19 protein-coding genes and 1 pseudogene are annotated in these 15,843 nt (G+C 62.1%); 11 read left to right on the forward strand and 9 right to left on the reverse strand.

Annotated elements, in window-relative coordinates; translation table 11 throughout:
* A pseudogene (locus M653_RS1000000138000) lies at window positions 1-132 on the forward strand (IS110 family transposase); the annotation flags it as partial.
* Between the two features lie 156 nt (window positions 133-288).
* A complete protein-coding gene (locus M653_RS0130395; protein WP_027146678.1) occupies window positions 289-1,506 on the forward strand; it encodes an AI-2E family transporter in 1,218 nt (405 codons plus the stop codon).
* Between the two features lie 15 nt (window positions 1,507-1,521).
* Here M653_RS0130395 and M653_RS0130400 read toward each other — a convergent pair whose 3' ends face one another.
* The 3 genes from M653_RS0130400 to M653_RS0130410 all read right to left on the reverse strand — a co-directional run bounded on the left by M653_RS0130400 (window position 1,522) and on the right by M653_RS0130410 (window position 3,920).
* Window positions 1,522-2,418, reverse strand: a complete 897-nt coding sequence (locus M653_RS0130400) for a DMT family transporter (RefSeq protein WP_027146679.1) — start codon at window positions 2,416-2,418, stop codon at window positions 1,522-1,524.
* Between the two features lie 133 nt (window positions 2,419-2,551).
* The gene (locus M653_RS0130405) at window positions 2,552-3,310 is read right to left on the reverse strand and encodes an arginyltransferase (protein WP_027146680.1); all 759 of its coding nucleotides are present in this window, start codon (window positions 3,308-3,310) and stop codon (window positions 2,552-2,554) included.
* Window positions 3,311-3,449: 139 nt separating this feature from the next.
* Entirely contained in the window at window positions 3,450-3,920 is a 471-nt protein-coding gene (locus tag M653_RS0130410) for an RDD family protein (protein WP_027146681.1), read from the reverse strand.
* A 202-nt stretch (window positions 3,921-4,122) separates the two neighbouring features.
* On the opposite strand from M653_RS0130410, the gene sthA reads away from it, so the two are divergent.
* A complete protein-coding gene (gene sthA, locus M653_RS0130415; protein WP_027146682.1) occupies window positions 4,123-5,511 on the forward strand; it encodes a Si-specific NAD(P)(+) transhydrogenase in 1,389 nt (462 codons plus the stop codon).
* Window positions 5,512-5,580: 69 nt separating this feature from the next.
* Here the strand turns inward: sthA and M653_RS1000000138180 are convergent, their stop codons facing one another.
* Both M653_RS1000000138180 and M653_RS0130425 read right to left on the reverse strand, forming a co-directional pair.
* Window positions 5,581-6,318, reverse strand: a complete 738-nt coding sequence (locus M653_RS1000000138180) for a calcium-binding protein (RefSeq protein WP_084637060.1) — start codon at window positions 6,316-6,318, stop codon at window positions 5,581-5,583.
* Between the two features lie 58 nt (window positions 6,319-6,376).
* Complete coding sequence (locus tag M653_RS0130425; protein WP_027146683.1) at window positions 6,377-7,042, reverse strand: alpha/beta hydrolase; 666 nt, start codon at window positions 7,040-7,042, stop codon at window positions 6,377-6,379.
* 199 nt (window positions 7,043-7,241) lie between these two features.
* Here M653_RS0130425 and M653_RS0130430 point away from each other — a divergent pair, with 199 nt between their 5' ends.
* Window positions 7,242-8,504: an OpgC family protein gene (locus tag M653_RS0130430; protein ID WP_027146684.1), complete on the forward strand. Its 1,263-nt coding sequence runs from the start codon at window positions 7,242-7,244 to the stop codon at window positions 8,502-8,504.
* 18 nt (window positions 8,505-8,522) lie between these two features.
* Here M653_RS0130430 and M653_RS0130435 read toward each other — a convergent pair whose 3' ends face one another.
* Window positions 8,523-9,599, reverse strand: a complete 1,077-nt coding sequence (locus tag M653_RS0130435; RefSeq protein WP_027146685.1) for a substrate-binding domain-containing protein — start codon at window positions 9,597-9,599, stop codon at window positions 8,523-8,525.
* 165 nt (window positions 9,600-9,764) lie between these two features.
* Between M653_RS0130435 and M653_RS1000000137465 the strand changes: the two genes are divergently transcribed.
* Together M653_RS1000000137465 and M653_RS1000000137470 are read left to right on the forward strand one after the other, a co-directional pair.
* Complete coding sequence (locus tag M653_RS1000000137465) at window positions 9,765-9,908, forward strand: hypothetical protein (RefSeq protein WP_084637062.1); 144 nt, start codon at window positions 9,765-9,767, stop codon at window positions 9,906-9,908.
* A gap of 57 nt (window positions 9,909-9,965) precedes the next feature.
* Window positions 9,966-10,115: a hypothetical protein gene (locus tag M653_RS1000000137470; RefSeq protein ID WP_084637064.1), complete on the forward strand. Its 150-nt coding sequence runs from the start codon at window positions 9,966-9,968 to the stop codon at window positions 10,113-10,115.
* Window positions 10,116-10,130: 15 nt separating this feature from the next.
* On the opposite strand, the gene M653_RS0130450 is transcribed toward M653_RS1000000137470, so the two are convergent.
* Both M653_RS0130450 and M653_RS0130455 read right to left on the reverse strand, forming a co-directional pair.
* A complete protein-coding gene (locus M653_RS0130450; protein ID WP_027146686.1) occupies window positions 10,131-10,496 on the reverse strand; it encodes a DUF423 domain-containing protein in 366 nt (121 codons plus the stop codon).
* A gap of 36 nt (window positions 10,497-10,532) precedes the next feature.
* Window positions 10,533-11,792: a multidrug efflux MFS transporter gene (locus M653_RS0130455; protein WP_027146687.1), complete on the reverse strand. Its 1,260-nt coding sequence runs from the start codon at window positions 11,790-11,792 to the stop codon at window positions 10,533-10,535.
* A gap of 115 nt (window positions 11,793-11,907) precedes the next feature.
* Between M653_RS0130455 and M653_RS0130460 the strand changes: the two genes are divergently transcribed.
* Together M653_RS0130460 and M653_RS1000000138290 are read left to right on the forward strand one after the other, a co-directional pair.
* Complete coding sequence (locus tag M653_RS0130460) at window positions 11,908-12,576, forward strand: GntR family transcriptional regulator (RefSeq protein ID WP_027146688.1); 669 nt, start codon at window positions 11,908-11,910, stop codon at window positions 12,574-12,576.
* 103 nt (window positions 12,577-12,679) lie between these two features.
* Complete coding sequence (locus tag M653_RS1000000138290; protein ID WP_027146689.1) at window positions 12,680-12,940, forward strand: DUF982 domain-containing protein; 261 nt, start codon at window positions 12,680-12,682, stop codon at window positions 12,938-12,940.
* A 60-nt stretch (window positions 12,941-13,000) separates the two neighbouring features.
* Here the strand turns inward: M653_RS1000000138290 and M653_RS1000000136410 are convergent, their stop codons facing one another.
* Complete coding sequence (locus tag M653_RS1000000136410) at window positions 13,001-13,147, reverse strand: hypothetical protein (RefSeq protein ID WP_084637067.1); 147 nt, start codon at window positions 13,145-13,147, stop codon at window positions 13,001-13,003.
* Between the two features lie 198 nt (window positions 13,148-13,345).
* On the opposite strand from M653_RS1000000136410, the gene M653_RS0130480 reads away from it, so the two are divergent.
* From M653_RS0130480 to M653_RS1000000136415, 3 genes are all read left to right on the forward strand, one after another.
* Window positions 13,346-14,317: a glycosyl transferase family 90 gene (locus M653_RS0130480; protein WP_027146690.1), complete on the forward strand. Its 972-nt coding sequence runs from the start codon at window positions 13,346-13,348 to the stop codon at window positions 14,315-14,317.
* Between the two features lie 254 nt (window positions 14,318-14,571).
* Window positions 14,572-15,543 (forward strand): glycosyl transferase family 90, encoded by a 972-nt coding sequence (locus M653_RS0130485; RefSeq protein WP_027146691.1) that lies wholly within the window; start codon window positions 14,572-14,574, stop codon window positions 15,541-15,543.
* A gap of 78 nt (window positions 15,544-15,621) precedes the next feature.
* Window positions 15,622-15,843, forward strand: a 222-nt coding sequence (locus M653_RS1000000136415; RefSeq protein WP_156938326.1) for a transposase, incomplete at its 3' end; no start/stop codon positions are given.

The raw sequence follows: 15,843 nt of genomic DNA on the forward strand, positions 1-15,843 counted from the left end.
GCTTTCCAGCAAAGGTTGCAGGCCGCCGGAAAGGAAAAGATGGTCATCCGCATCGCTCTCGCCAGAAAGCTGCTCGTCATTCTCAATGCAAAAGCACGCGATGCGCGAAGCGAGTTCGCAAATGCAACTTGACACCTCAGATAGTCGCTCATCCGTCGCCTTCGGCGACACCTTCTCCCACAGGGGGAGAAGGGAACACAGCGCCACCATCACCATTTGGACTATCGTCACGATTGCTGCACTATATCAGTGCATAACTGACCGGACGGGTCNGGGAGAACAGGGCATTTGAAGGAAGCAAAGATCCAGAAACCGGAACGGCAGCAGCGCCTCTTCGGGCTGTCCACACCGCTTCGGTCGGCCGTCATACCGCCGCTGTCGGCGGCGCGCTGGCTGCTGGTGCTGATCGTTGCCGCTGGTGTCTATTTCTTCCATGGTTTCCTATTCCCGGTGCTGGCTGCGCTCGTCATCGCTTTCGCCAGCTGGCCGCTCTATCGGCGCCTGCTGGTCGGCGTCGGCGGTAACCGAACCATCGCCGCCACATTTGCCATCCTGTTCATCCTCGCCTTCCTGGTGATACCGATCGCGCTTGCCGGCACCTATGCAATCAACGAGGTGCGTGAGTGGGTCGGCTGGGCGATCGAGACCAATCGGCACGGTGCGGTGACGCCGCACTGGATCGCCACCCTGCCTGTGGTGGGTGAGTGGCTGAACGAGCAGTGGACGACCAATCTCGGCCATCCCGGCGGCATCGGCGAACTGATCCAGCTGGTCAGCGGCGCCAATATCGGCAGCATCTACCGCGGCGCGCTCGCCGCCGGCGGCAGCGCTTTCAGCCTCTTTCTGACGCTGCTGTTCATGATGATCGCCCTGTTTTTCGCCTATCGCGATGGCGAGAATTTCGCCGGCCAGATCGACCGCCTCGGTGAACGCATCCTGCCGACCCGCTGGGAGCGGATCTCGCGCGTCGTGCCGGCGACCATTTCCTCGACCGTGACCGGCATGACCGTGATTGCCATCGGCGAGGGTCTGGTGCTGGGCGTCGCCTACTGGCTGGCCGGCGTGCCGTCGCCTGTGACGCTGGGCGCGCTGACAGGCGTGATGGCGCTCATCCCCGGCGGTGCGCCGCTGTCCTTTACCTTGGTGTCGATTTACCTCGCCGCCAGCGGCTCGCCGATGGCGGGCCTGGCGCTGTTCATATGGGGAACGGTCGAGCTGTTCATCGTCGACAAAACATTGCGCCCCAAGCTCGTGGGCGGACCGATAAAACTGCCCTTCCTGCCAACCTTTTTCGGCTTGATCGGCGGCGTCAAGACGATGGGTTTTCTCGGCCTGTTCATCGGCCCGGTGCTGATGGCGCTGCTGGTCGCGATCTGGCGCGAGTGGCTGCGCGAGGTGGAAATGGCAGACGAGACGGCGGACGGCTCTGCCGCCGAGATCGAGGCGGGTCCGCAGATCGACGTCCTGCCCGAACCAAGCGCCGCGAAGAAGGCGAGCGCCGGATAGGGATTTCGGACAAATCTAGGCCGGATGGTGCACCGCAAGGTCGCCCCGGCGCCTGCGCCCATCATGCAGCTGCCAGAGCGAATGCGCGACCAGCGTGACGATCAGGATGCCGCCGCCGATCAGGCTATTGCGGGTCGGCGTCTCGGCGAAGATCATCCACACCCAGATCGGCGCCAGCACCGTTTCGAGCAGGTAGAACATCGCCACTTCCGGTCCCGAAATGTATTTCGGCCCTGCGGCGAGGCAGAAGAACGAGATCGGCATGATGACGGCGCCGTTGAAGATGATCCACCATGGCGCGTTCACGTGGAAGCCTTCGCCTGTCACCATGAAGGCGGCCAGTCCAAGCGGCAGAAGGACGCCTATGAGCGATGTGAATCCCATATCCTTGCCGCTGGCGCGCGAGATGGTGATGGCGACCGCGATGAAGAAAGCCGAGCAGAGCGCCATGAAGTCACCGAACAGCTTGCCGGTGCCGACCGAACCGCCGACGATGACCAGCACGCCGAGGATCATGACCAGCATCGCCACGATCGTCACTGCCCGCGGTCTTTCCTTCAGGAATATCCAGGACAGCAGTGCGGCAAACACGGTGTTGAAGGCCAGGATGAACACCAGATCGGCGGTCGAGGTATGAAAGACCGCGGTTACGAAGGTGATCGAGGTTAGTCCATAGCATATCGCCACGATCAGCCCGGACCAGCCGGGGATGAGCGGCGGGACATTCCGGCTCAGCGCGCGCCAGACCGACCAGATGATCATCGCGGCGATGAAAGTAGTTCCGGTCCGCAGCAAGAGGATCGTCCACGCGCCGCCATCCGCAAGGCGGATCAACGGTATGTCGACGGTCAGTATCAGTCCGCCGATGGCGGTTATCAGAAGGCCCTTCTGGTGGTCATGGTGAGAGGACATGCAGGAACTTTCGCAATTGAATTGCAGGCGATGGCCGACCGGCGCAATCGCGCACTCTCTCCATCCGGGCGGCTGAAAGACCAGCATCCCCTGCCTTGAAACAGTTAAGCGTGGATCGTGGGAAAACTCAGCGTCAGACCGCTTCGTTGGTATAGCGCTCCCAGCCTTTTGGGCCGAGATGCTCCTGCGGCATGAAGCGCATCTTATAATTCATCTTGCGTGAACCATTGACCCAGTAGCCAAGGTAGACATGGGGCAGTCCCATCGCCTTGGCACGGGCGATGTGGTCGAGGATCATGAACGTGCCGAGCGAACGGCTTTCGAAATCGGGATTGAAATAGGAATAAACCATCGACAGGCCGTCGGCCATCTCGTCGGTGAGCGCCACCGCGATGAGTTCACCTTGGCCCTTGCCGGTGATGAAAGTATCGGGTCCGCGCCGCCGGTATTCGATCACCTTGGTGTCGACATGGGTATCCTCGACCATCATGGCGTAGTCGAGCACCGTCATGTCGGACATGCCGCCGCGGCGATGGCGGGCATCGAGATAGCCGCGGAACAGCGAATATTGTTCGGTCGACGGCTCGGCATTGTGCATGGCGCCGACGAGGTCGGAATTGTGCTGCAGCACGCGCTTCATGTTGCGGCTGGCGGTAAATTCCTGAGCCAGGATACGCACGGATACACAGGCACGGCAGGTCTCGCAGGCTGGCCTGTAGGCGATGTTCTGCGAGCGCCGGAAGCCGCCTTGCGTGAGCAGGTCGTTCATCTCCGAGGCCTTGTCGCCAACCAGATGCGTGAACACCTTGCGCTCGAACTGGCCCTCCAGGTAGGGGCACGGCGACGGCGCGGTCAGGAAAAACTGCGGCGACTGGGTCGGGTGCTGCGTCATCGAGCCTTGGAAACACTCCTTCGAATCGCTCTACCTTTGGCTCCGGCGGCGAAAAATTCAATAGGATAGTGAAGGTGCGGTTGACTGAACACCTTCACATTTGCGCTCAAGGGGCTGCGGTTTCTCTTGAGGGTCGGTTTTAGCGGCCAGTGCGGCTGACGACCGTGCCGAGCAAAAGATCGTGCAGCGTGCGCTTGCGGTCGGAGAACAGGGTCACCAGCAGGACCAGCGGCGACAGGATGACGTTGCCGGCCCAGAACAGCACGGAATGGACGACCGCCGTGAGGCCGTCGATCGGCCTGCCGTCGAGACGGTCGAGGCGGATGCCCATCATCTTCATGCCCGTAGTAGCCTGGTCGGCGCTGCCAAGTGTGTTCCAGATGTAGAGGATGGCGACTGCCGGCACCAGGACGCCAAACAGCATCCAGCCAAGACCGAGGGTCAAAAGCCCGAGGAAGAACACCAGGATGGCGAACGGAATGGTGAGCAGGGCGACGATGATATAGTCGAGCACGAAAGCCAGGATGCGCCTTGTGCGCACGCCTTCATAAGCCCTGACACCGTCAAGCCGGGTGTCGATGATTTCGCCGTCGAGAACGCGAGCGTCCATGTCATTTCCTCGTAACAGGGGCCTGCTTAGCCTGCGCCCACCTCAGAAATGGTGAAGGCTCATGGCGGAATCAAGATCGGGCCGTTTCGCCGCGCGCATCGGGGCAGGGTAGAACGGGCTGACGGTCTGAACCGGTTGAATTTGCAGCGTGGATGGCGTTAGCTTGCTGCGGCGCCACAAGACGCCGAGGGGACGGGGTAATATGGACTACGACATGCTGGTCATCGGCAGCGGCCCCTCGGGCCGCCGCGCGGCGGTGCAATCGGCCAAACTCGGCAAATCGGTGCTGGTGGTCGACCGGGGCCGGCGTCTTGGTGGCGTCTCTGTGCACACCGGCACCATCCCATCGAAAACGCTGCGCGAAACCGTGCTCAACCTCTCGGGCTGGCGCGAGCGCGGCTTCTATGGACGCGGCTATCGGGTCAAGCAGGATATCGCGGTCGGCGACCTGATCGAGCGCCTGCACAAGACGCTCGACCACGAGGTCGAGGTGCTGCAACACCAGTTCATGCGAAACACGGTCAAAAGTGCGCGCGCGGCGGTGAAATTTCTCGGCCCCAACAAGGTCAGTCTGACATCGGACAATGGCGATTACAGCGAAGTCGGCTTTGCCAACGCGCTGATCGCCGTCGGTACCAGGCCGCATCGGCCGCGCGACGTGCCCTTCGACAAGACCCGTGTCTTCGACAGCGACGAGATGCTTGAACTCGACCGGCTGCCGCGCACGCTGACGGTGATCGGTGCCGGCGTCATCGGCGTCGAATACGCCACGATCTTTTCCGCGCTCGACGTACCGGTGACGCTGGTCGAGCCGCGCAACTCCATCCTCGATTTCGTCGACCGGGAGATCGTCGACGATTTCATCCACCAGATGCGCGACCGCGGCATGACGATAAGGCTGGGCAGCGCGGTTAAGGAAATCCGCTCCAAGCCGGAAGCCGCCGAGGTGGAACTGGCCGATGGCCGAACCATCCGCTCCGAGGTCGTGCTCTACGCCGCCGGCCGCACCGGCAATGTCGGCAGCCTCGGCCTCGACGTGGTCGGCATCGAAGCCGACTCCAGGGGCCGTATCAAGGTCGATCCGCAGACCTTCCAGACCAGCGTGGCCAATATCTACGCCGCCGGCGACGTCATCGGCTTTCCGAGCCTCGCCTCCACCTCGATGGAGCAGGGCAGGGTGGCCGCCTGCCATGCCTTTGGCGTGACCCTGCCGGCGCCGCCGGAGACCTTTCCCTACGGCATCTATGCGGTGCCGGAGATATCTACGGTCGGCCAGTCCGAGGAACAGGTACGCCAAAGCGGCGGCGCCTATGAGGTTGGTGTCGCGCGCTTCCGCGAGACGTCGCGCGGCCATATCATGGGCGTCGACACCGGCTTCCTGAAGCTGTTGTTCTCGATCGAGACGCGACGCCTGCTCGGCGCGCACATCGTCGGCGAGGGCGCCACCGAACTCATTCACATCGGCCAGGCGGTGATCAACCTCGGCGGCACGGTCGACTTCTTCGTCAACAACACCTTCAACTATCCGACGCTTGCGGAAGCCTACAAGATCGCCGGCCTCGACGCCTGGAACAGGATGGGGCGGGGTTAGGGCGGCGGCCGGCATGCCCTCCTTGAGTGGAGTTCAACGCAAGCAAGGAATAGCTATGCCGCGCCAGGTCTAGTTCCTGGTAATGACGAAGTCGGCGTTTGTCAGGCCGAGGCCAGGCGACATTGTCGCGATGTGGATCGCGGACCGTGTTCCGGTGCCATCGGGGTCGCAACTGAGCCAGCCATTGCTCGCATCGTAGAGAATGCGCTGTGATTCATCGGTGGCTGCTGCCCCGATATGAAATGCTTCAGGAGGCAGCGTGCCCTCCGTCCGGCTCATGAACGACCCACGCGCCAGGAATATAGTATCATCGGGCACCGAATAATCGGCAATCGTGTCGACATTGTTTGAAGCATCGGGCGCCAGGTTGAGGACGAATTTGTCATTGCCTGCGCCGCCGTTAAGATGGTCGTTGCCGGCACCGCCTTCCAGCGTGTCATTGCCATCACCGCCAATCAGCACGTCCTCCCCTGCGTCCCCAATTAGATAGTCGTCGCCGCCAGCAGCGTCGAGGCGGTCGTTACCGTCGTCGCCGAGCAATGCATCAGCGCTGTCTCCGCCAATCAACGTATCGTCTCCGCTTCCGCCATAGAGGAAATCGCCACCGCCGAAGCCGACCATGCGGTCATTACCCTTTTCACCATAGATCTCGTCCGCCCTGGTGCTTCCTGAACTATAGTCGTTGGCTCTAGTGCCGATGCGGAATATCGGTTTGGAGCCTGGTCCCCAGAAAACCAGTATTTCTGCGATGACCAGGAAGAGTCCGGCGACTATTTGCGATATTACCCTGGCTTTTGCTCTCGCCATCTCAGCACAGCTCTCCTGCGATGCGCCGGACGTTTATCACGCACAGCTGTCTCGGAGATTAACCAACTCGGTCGCCGCCGATCCCCGCCAGCCATCGCTCGACGATCGCGGCGTCCGGGTTGCCGATTTCGTGGCCCGATGGAACAATCCGGGCGTCGATCTCCGTGCCGTGCCGGCTGAGCAGCGTCACCAGCGCCGGCGCGAAAGGCCCGTAGGTCTCGTCGGCGGCTCCGGCAATGATCAATGTCCGTGTGCCCATCAGGTCCGTCGCCGGGACCTGGTCGAGCACAGGCATTGGCCTCAACAGCGCGGCGCTGCGGACGATGCCGGGATGCAGCAGCATCAGGCTTGAAACCAGATTGGCGCCGTTCGAATAGCCAAGGAATGTCGCGTGATCTAGATCAAGCCCGTGGCGCGCGGCGGCTTCTCTTGCGAATGCCGCGAACGTGGCGGTTTCGACACGGATGCTTTCCTGGTCGAAGCGCGTGGGTGAGATTCGCTCGAACCAGCGAAAACCGTCCTCCTGGGGGATACGGCCACGCACCGCGACCAGTGCGGCATCTGGTGCCATGCGTCTCGCCAGCGCCACCATGCTTGTCTCGTCGACACCCGATCCATGCAGCAGGAACAGGCATTCACGGCCGCTGTCGCCGGCGCCGAGGAGACGATAGGGAAAGGCCAGGTCCAGCATCAGCGGACCATTTTCGACACTGGCGCCAATCATATCATCCCATTGATTATATGAGGTTTCGCTCAATTTGCCGGCTTCAAAACGCAATATTTTCATGCTCCGCGAAAGTTGATTGAACCAGGCGCATTCCAGCCCGTTTCTGCGCCGATACACTCCCTGCGGGAGGAATCGAAGCGGTGCGTCGGGGGTCGCATTGCTGGACATGAACAACCAGCTTTGAGGCCTTTTGTCGATGACCACCCCTGTTTCGCCGGATCGCGATTTGCGTATCCCAGATCGCGATTCGCGTATCCCAGATCGCGAGTTGCGTATCCCAGATCGCGATTCGCGTATTTTGGAACGCGACACGCGTATCGATGTACTGCGCGCGCTGGCCCTGCTCACGATCTTCATCGACCATGTGCCGGGCACGGCTTTCGAGGCCCTGACCTACAAGAATTTCGGTTTTTCGGATGCGGCCGAAGCGTTCGTGCTGATTTCCGGCATCTCGGTCGCGCTCGCCTACGGCACGAAATTCCGGCCGGGAGGCCGGCTTCTGGCGACCTTGAAGATGTGGCGGCGGGCGGCCATGCTCTACGTCGCCCATATCGTGACGACGATGGTGGTGATGGCTCTGTTCTGCGCCGTGGCGGTGTTTGCCAAGCGGCCGGAACTGCTGAAGCTCATCAATATCGAGCCGCTGATGAAGGACACGCCGCAAGTGCTGGTCGGCATCGTCACGCTTGGCCACCAGCTGGGCTACAACAACATCCTGCCGGTCTATGCAGCGCTGCTTTTGATGGCGCCGGCCTTCGTGCTGTTTGTCAGCTACAGGCCCGTCGCGGCCCTTCTCCTGTCCGGCACGCTGTGGCTCGTTGCCGGAATCTGGCAGATCGCGCCGCCCAATTATCCCGAACCCGGCTTCTGGTTCCTCAACCCGCTGTCCTGGCAGTTCCTGTTCAACATCGGCCTTGCCGCCATGCTGCATGTCAGGCGCGGCGGTGTCATTCCGGTCAACCGCTGGCTGATCGGCGCGGCCGCCGCCTATGTGCTGGCGGCGCTGGTGTGGGTGCATAGCCCGCTCTGGGGACATATAACGTGGTTCAACCTGCCGGTGGTGATCGGCGGCTTCGACAAGACCTTCCTGTCGCTGCCGCGGCTGTTGCACATCCTGGCGGTCAGCTATCTCGTCGTCGCCCTGCCGGCGCTGTCCGGCCTGTTGCGCACCAGCCCCGACCATCCGCTGGCGATACTGGGCAAACGATCGCTGCCGGTCTTCATCTCCGGCACGGTGATCGCCATGGTCGCGCAGGTGATGAAGGTGATCAATCCGGGCGGGTTCGTCTATGACAGCCTGCTGATATCGGCCGGCATTGCCATGCAGTTCGCGCTCGCCTTCTATCTCGAATGGCTGTCGGCCATCGGCGGTTCGGGCAAGGCCCGCACGGCCCAAAAGGATCCCGCGCCGGTTCGTGCGCCTTTGGGCCTCTCTGCCATGGCAAGAGCCAATCGGTAGTCGGTTCGGGTGTGCGGTTCAACCGCGGGGCGGACCCGACGAGCCCCGCACGATCAGTTCGACCGGCAGCTGCTGCCGGCTGACCGGTCCGTCGCTCTCCAGGATCGCCCTGACGGCAAGGCGGCCCATCTCGGCAATCGGCTGGGCGATCGTGGTCAATGGCGGCTCGGACACCGCTGCTTCCGGAACACCGTCGAACCCGACGACGGAAACATCGTCAGGCACGTTGAGCCCGCGTGCGCTCAGCCATTCGAGCGCCACCAGGGCTATTCTGTCCGACATGGCCAGGATGGCGGTGGGAGGTGCGTCGGAGGCGAAGATGGTTTCGAGCCCTGCTTTCGTGCTCGCCACGTCGTTGGCGGTCTCGTAGACGGATACTTTGGATGTATCGATGCCAACCCGCGAAAGCTCCCGGAGATAGCCGGTGAGGCGGTCGCGCGTCCCTGCATAGGTTGCCTGCCGGACCTGTTCGGCCGAAACAAGGCCTGTCCTGTCGTCGGCGAAGGGCAGGGCCAGAACGGCGAAGCGGCGATGTCCGAGATCGGTGAGATGGCGGGCCGCCATGCCGGCGCCGGCGATGTTGTCGACACCGATCGCGGCGACCGACCCGTCCTCGGAATCGAGGTCGAGCGCGACGAAGGGAAGCTTGCGCTCGCGTGCCAACTCCACCAGGCGCGAGCCGCCTTCGATGCAGAAGACGATGAAGCCGTCGACCAGGGCGCTCTGGATGTTCCAGGCAAGCTGCTCGTTGTTGGCGGCCGAGACCAGGGAAATGCCGGCTCCCGTCGCATCGCAAGCCTGCGAGATGCCTGCCATCATAACGCGCGCAAACGGATCGTCGAAGAAATAGGAGAGGGGCTCGGCGGTGGCAACGCCGATGGCGTTGACCTTGCCGGCCCGCAGCAGCCTGCCCTTTGGATCGGGTCCGCCATAACCCATTGCCTCGGCTGCCGCGCGAACCCGGTCGCGGACTTCCTCGCGCACGATCTCGGGGCGGCTGAATACATTGGACGCGGTGCCGTGCGAAACACCGGCGGCCTTTGCGATATCGGCCAGTCGGACGGGTCGTCGATTGCCTGCGGTGAGTGACGCCATTTGCGCGTGCCTCCTGACATGCATTTAGCACGTTCCTGGGTCGCATCTAGCATTTTCGTTGGATCGATTCAAATTTTGCTTGACCTGCCATGGCCGGAGTCGTATGCTTGAATCGATCCAAATGGCAGGCTTGGCCTGCTTGTTTAACCGGAGGGGAGAAGCGCCATGCATCCTGTCAACTATCTGTTCGACGACATTTATCGCAACGACTGGAATGTCAGGACAGCCGCCAACAAAGTCAGGCGCCGTGGTGAAGCCGGTCCATGGGTTCGCGACCTTCGCTTCCTCGTGTCCCGCAAGCGGGGCTGATCAACCATTTTTTCGCACTCGTGAATTGGATCGATTCAAAAACAAGGAGGATGAGTCATGCACCCCATCAAACATCTGTTCGAGGACATCTATCGCAACTACTGGGGCATCGCGCCGGCCACGGAGCGACCGGAGGCGCGGCGCCGGACAAAACCCGCCGCGCGCGATCGCGAACTTTGGGTCCGCCCGGAACGCCGCCAGGATTGACGTGGAGCGATCATTTCAGGGTCGTGGACGCGCCACGGCCGAAATCGCTATCGCCAGCCAGCCTGCAATGAGCAGGGTGCCGCCGATCGGCGCCGACATCGGAAACAGTCTTGAGCCCCAGAAATCGCGGGCGAGAAGATCACCCGCGAAGAGCAGCAGCCCGGTGAGCAGAACGAGGCTTGCGATGCGCAGCCAGCGGTTTGCTCCGATAAGGCCAATGGCGAGAAAGACCGGCGCATGCATCAGGAGGAATGACGCGGCCGTGCCGGTGAAGGCGCCGCCGCGATGCGCGGCAGCTGCCGAAAGCGCCACCCCCGCCGCGCCGACGAGACCGCCGGCAAGCACGAGGAGCCGGCTGCCGTTTGGATTGGCGAGGTTCATGGTCGGCGTGCTCCTTCTTTTGCAGGTCAGGCAAGCTCAGGGCTTGCCCGCTTCCAGCGCCATATGCCGCGTCCGCCGCGATTGGACGATCCAGTTGTAGGCGGCACCGAGCGCCATTAGCACCGACGTGCCGAGAAACACCGCCGGCATTCCGAAATGGCCGCCGACGAAACCGCCGGCCAGCGGCCCCGCGACCTGGCCGACATACTGTGCCGAGATCGCAAGGCCAAGCACGTTGCCGCCGACGCCGTCGGGGATGTTGTGCCTGATGACACTGGTGATGCAGGGCAGGAGGCCGCCCAGCGCCAAGCCCATCAGGAAACGCAGGCCGATAAGCTGCCAGCTGTTGGTGACAAAAGCCTGCGGGACGAGCAACAGCGCCGAGACGGCCAGCGCTCCCACGACAACGTTCCAGTGCCCGATCCGGTCTGCGAGCTTGCCGAGCCAGGACGCCGACAAGATGGTGCCGAGGGCGGCCGCCGACATTACCACGCCGGCGACGAGCGTCACCCGGTTCTGGTCCTCGATGAGCTGCTGCACATAGACGGTGATGATCGGCTCGATCGACATCGTGGCGAAGGCGAGCAGCATGCCGGTGGTCAGCATGGCCACGACCGGGCGCTTGTCCGGGATCTGCGACCAGCCGCTTTTCTGTTTTGTCGCCGACGCGGCTTTGGCAGCCCTCGGGCTCGGGTGCGGACTCTCCTTGATGAGGAAGGTCGTCGCCAGGAAGGCGAGGAAGATCACCCCGCCCGACAAGAGGAAGGTGGCGCGAATCCCGATCACCGGCGGCAGCACGCCGCCGAGCAGCGGGCCGACCAGCGAGCCCGCCGTGATGCCCGCCGACAGGATGCCAAGCGCCCAGCCGGAGCGCTCCTTCGGCGTCTGCATGGCCACCAATATGGTTGAACCCGAGGAATAGCCGCCGGCGAAGCCGATCAGCAGGCGCAGCAGCACCAACTGCCAGACCGTCTCGACCATGCCCGTCAGCGACATGCAGATCGCCATGCCGAAGGAGGCGCGCACCAGCATCACCTTGCGGCCGTAGCGGTCGCCCAGGCGTCCCCACAACGGCGCGACCATCGCCGCGGCGAAGAAGGTGGCGCCATAGGCGATGCCGGACCATTGTACGATGGCGGCATGACCCTGTGCGCCGAGCTGTTCGACGTAGAGCGGCAAGAAGGGCAAGAGCAGGGTCATGGCAATGAGCGTGCTGAACGACCCCGCGAAACAGACGGCGAGATTGCGCCGCCAATGGATGTTGTAGCCGCTTTGCCGCGTGTCTTCCTGCGTCATGTCCTGCCTGCCCGGTATCAGTGCTTGTTGCGGATACCATTTTGGGATACCAACCTGGTATCCGTCATGAACTTCAAGCCGGTTGCTGTCAATGCGGCTTCGGAAAGGATGCGCGATGTCGCAGATGATGCAGAATGTCGAACGGCAGCTTCGCGAGATGATCCTGGCGCTCGAGATCGGGCCGGGAGAGCGGCTGACCGAACGCTGGATCGAAGGCCGTTTCGGCGCCTCGCGCACGCCGGTCAGGGCGGCACTTCTGCGGCTGGAGACCGAGGGGCTGGTCGGCAGGGACGGGCGCGGCTGGACGGTCTCGCCAATCAACTTGGCCGAGCTCGAGCAGATTGCGGTCTATCGCGAGGCGGTCGAGGTCGCGGCGCTGCGGCTGACATGCGGGCAAGCGGACAAGAGCGCCATCGATGTCATCGAGGCGATGCTCGATTCCTGCGACGAAAACACCCCGCGCGAGGAATGGCATCGTGTCGGCATGGATTTTCACATCGAACTGGCGCGGCTCTCCGGCAACGAATTCCTGTTCCGGGCGGTTCGTGACGCCATGACGCGCCTGTCGCGCGCCCGCTGGCTGGAAGTGCGTGACGAAACGGCCCTTGGCCGTGCCTGGCTCGAGCATCGCGCCATCCTAGCCGCTACACGCCTTGCTCAGGCCGATGAAGCCGCGCGGCTCCTGTCGGCCCACATCGTCGGCAGCCGCGACCGGCTGGTGACGTCGCTTGCCAACGACCGACGTGGCCTTCGCGCGAGGGGATTTGCCGTCGTCGCCGCTTAGTACGGCCTATGCGCGGCAGCCCGCTCGCCGGAAAACAGGCGGCATCCGACGCGAAGCGCACTTTCAGCCTCGCTTCATGCAAGCCGATGGCGTAAGAGCGGCGATGGAAAACAATCGCTTTGAAACACCCGTGACCGTCAAATCCGTCACGGCGGGAAGCACTCAGCTCTTGCGTTCGGCAAGGGAGGCTTCCGATTACCTCCTCAACAGTTGGCCGGGCAAGCGCAGCGCCAAGCATCGTGCGGCGCTGCAGGCCTGCCACGACGCACTCGCCGGCGACAAGCCGGCGATGAATGCCCGACGCGCTTTCATCGCCGCGGCGCGGGAGGTGGATGTTTTCATCAGCGACAAGGCGCCAGCCTGACATAGGCTGATACCGACAATTCGGATTGAGGCACGGCCCGTATTCGCGGGCCGCATGCCGTTATTCCTCGGTTTCGGTCTCCGTCTCGGTCTCAGGCTTCGAACGCTCGCGCGCGGCAACCTTGGCCGCCAGTTTTTCAGCCTTCTTGGCCGCCTTCTGGCGGTCGCGCTCCTTGCGTTCCTGATCGTAGTTTGGTGCTCGCGCCATATCGGCTCCTTTTGTCACTGCCTTGCGGCCCTGGACCTGCCTAGGAGCATTAGCCGTCAAACACAACAGCCGAAGCGACAATGCGTGGACGCTGGTGTCGAAGAGATGCGGGGCTTGCCAGATGGGCGCCACAATGATGTAGGAAACCCGGGGCGCCAATGAATTGAGAGCTGCCTGTTTGTTTTGATCAAGTGACCGATGGCCACAATTTCGCGGACCGCAGCAAAAGTTTTTTATTATGCGCGAAACGTCGCGCGCGACGTGGCTCCGCAAGCGCTGTTTCGCGCCAGGCTGGCCAGCCGTCTCGAAAGGGCCAGGCTTTCCGGTGGGGCGGCGCGCCAGCGGTTGAATTACTACAACAAACTGCAGGAAGGTTTCGCGCCAAGCGCCAATGCCAAGCGCATCAGCAAGCTGCCCTTCACGCCGACCATGTATTATTATGACCTGAAGGAATTCGCCCGCTACTTCGATCCGGATTTGCTCATCGATCTCGAATACGGCGACGTCAGGCGTGTGCCGAAGGTGCCGACGATCGTCAAGGATCGGCCGATCCGTGACGACGACAAGAATGCGATCATCATGAAGCTGGACAAGTTTCGCCACTTCCAGATGCCGGCTGACGCCATCTCGTTCGCCGACAAGCTGCCGGCCGTGGTCTGGCGCGGCGATCTCAACAATCCGATCAGGACAAGATTCCTGAAAGCCGTGCGCGACCTGCCGTTCTGTGATGTCGGCTCGCACAAGCCGAACGCGCCGGCGGAATACGCCAAGCCTTTTCTCAGCATCAGCCAGCACCAGCGCTATCGCTACATCGTCTCGCTCGAGGGCAATGATGTGGCGACCAACCTCAAATGGATCATGAACTCGAAGTCGCTTTGCCTGATGCCGCCGCCAACCTACGAGACATGGTTTGCCGAGCGACAGCTCGAAGCCAATGTCCACTATGTGCCGCTAGAGGCAGACTTCTCCAATCTTGCCGAAAACGTCGCCTATTTCGAGCGGCACCCGGCCAAGGCAGAGCGCATCATCGCCGCCGCGAACGCCTATTGCCGGACATTCGACGACGAGCGGACCGAACAGGCGATCTCCCTGCTGGTGCTCTACAAATACTTCGTGCTCTCTGGCCAGATCAAACCTGATGCCGAGGTGTGGCGCTACATAACGGGCTAATGCATGTCGCCCGGAAGTGTCCTCGGTTCCAGGATAACGACATGCATAAAATCAGAAGCTTACAGCAGGTCGGGCGAATCCTATTCGCCGCGACATGCTGTAGTTGCCGCGGCATCCCCGGCGCGTCTCGTCCAGGCCGGCCATCACGTGTTCGGGCACTGCCGGAATGCGTGCACTAACGATGCGCAATCACGCTGCGGGAACCATCCCGGCTGTTGTCTGTTTAGTGGCGCTTGTTTTAGACTACGAGAACGATGGCCACCATACAACGGACGACGGCAAGGGTCTTCTACTACGCGCGAAACGTCATGCGCGATATCGCACCCCAGGCGATCTTCCGACGACGGTTGGCGGGCCGCCTGGAACAGGCCAGGCTCTCGGATGAAGCCGTGCGCCGGCGGCTGAATTACTACAACAAGCTGCAGAACGCTTTTACGCCAAGCCCGGATGCCGTGCGCATCGACAAGATGCCGTTTGAACCGAGCATGTATTATTATGACCTGAAGGAATTTGCCCGCTATTTCAATCCGTCATTGCTCATCGACCTGAAGTTCGGCGACGTCAAAGGCGTGCCCAAGCTGCCGACGCTCGTCAAGGATCGGCCGATCAGCGTCGACAACGGCAACGCTGTCGTTATGAAGTTCAACAAGTTTCGCCACTTCCACATGCCCGTCGACACCGTCGCCTTCGCCGATAAACGCCCGGTCGTGGTCTGGCGCGGCGACCTCAACAATCCGATCAGGACACGGTTCCTGGATTTCGCGCGTGGCTTGCCGTTCTGCGACGTCGGTTCGCACAAGCGCAGTGCACCGGCTGAGTACAGCAAGCCTTTCCTCAGCATCAGCCAGCATCTGCGCTATCGCTACATCGTCTCGTTGGAGGGCAATGACGTGGCGACCAACCTCAAATGGATCATGAATTCCAACTCGCTCTGTCTGATGCCGCCGCCGACCTACGAAACATGGTTTGGTGAGAGCCAGCTCGAGGCCGGTGTCCACTATGCGCCGCTCGACCCGGACTTCTCCGATCTTCGTGAAAAAGTAGATTATTTCGAGCAGCATCCGGCCGCGGCGGAGCGCATCATCGCCGCGGCCAATGCCTATTGCCGCAAATTTTCCAATGAACGGGACGAGCAGGCGATCTCCCTCCTCGTCCTCTACAAATATTTCGTGCTCAGCGGCCAGATCGAACCCGATCCCGAGCTCTGGCGGTTCATCGGGACCTAGGGCGTAGTGACGATTTAACGGGTTGGGATTCCCAAGGAAGGGCAAATCAGATTCAACGCTGATTTTTNGAGGTNAGCGATNGACTGCGATGCGCTTCGAGAGGATCAGTGGGAACGGATCAAGNGNTTTGTGCCTGGCGGTACGAAGGGCAAGCGCGGCCCGCGCACCGACAACCGGAAGTTCCTCGATGCCCTGCTGTGGATGGCCCGCTCGGGTGGGCGCTGGCGTGATCTACCCGAGCGGCTCGGCGACTATCGATCCGTGAAGCGGCGCTACTATCGCTGGATCGAAATGGGCGTT

The organism is Mesorhizobium sp. WSM3626, assembly GCF_000513935.1.
GTDB lineage: Bacteria > Pseudomonadota > Alphaproteobacteria > Rhizobiales > Rhizobiaceae > Mesorhizobium > Mesorhizobium salmacidum.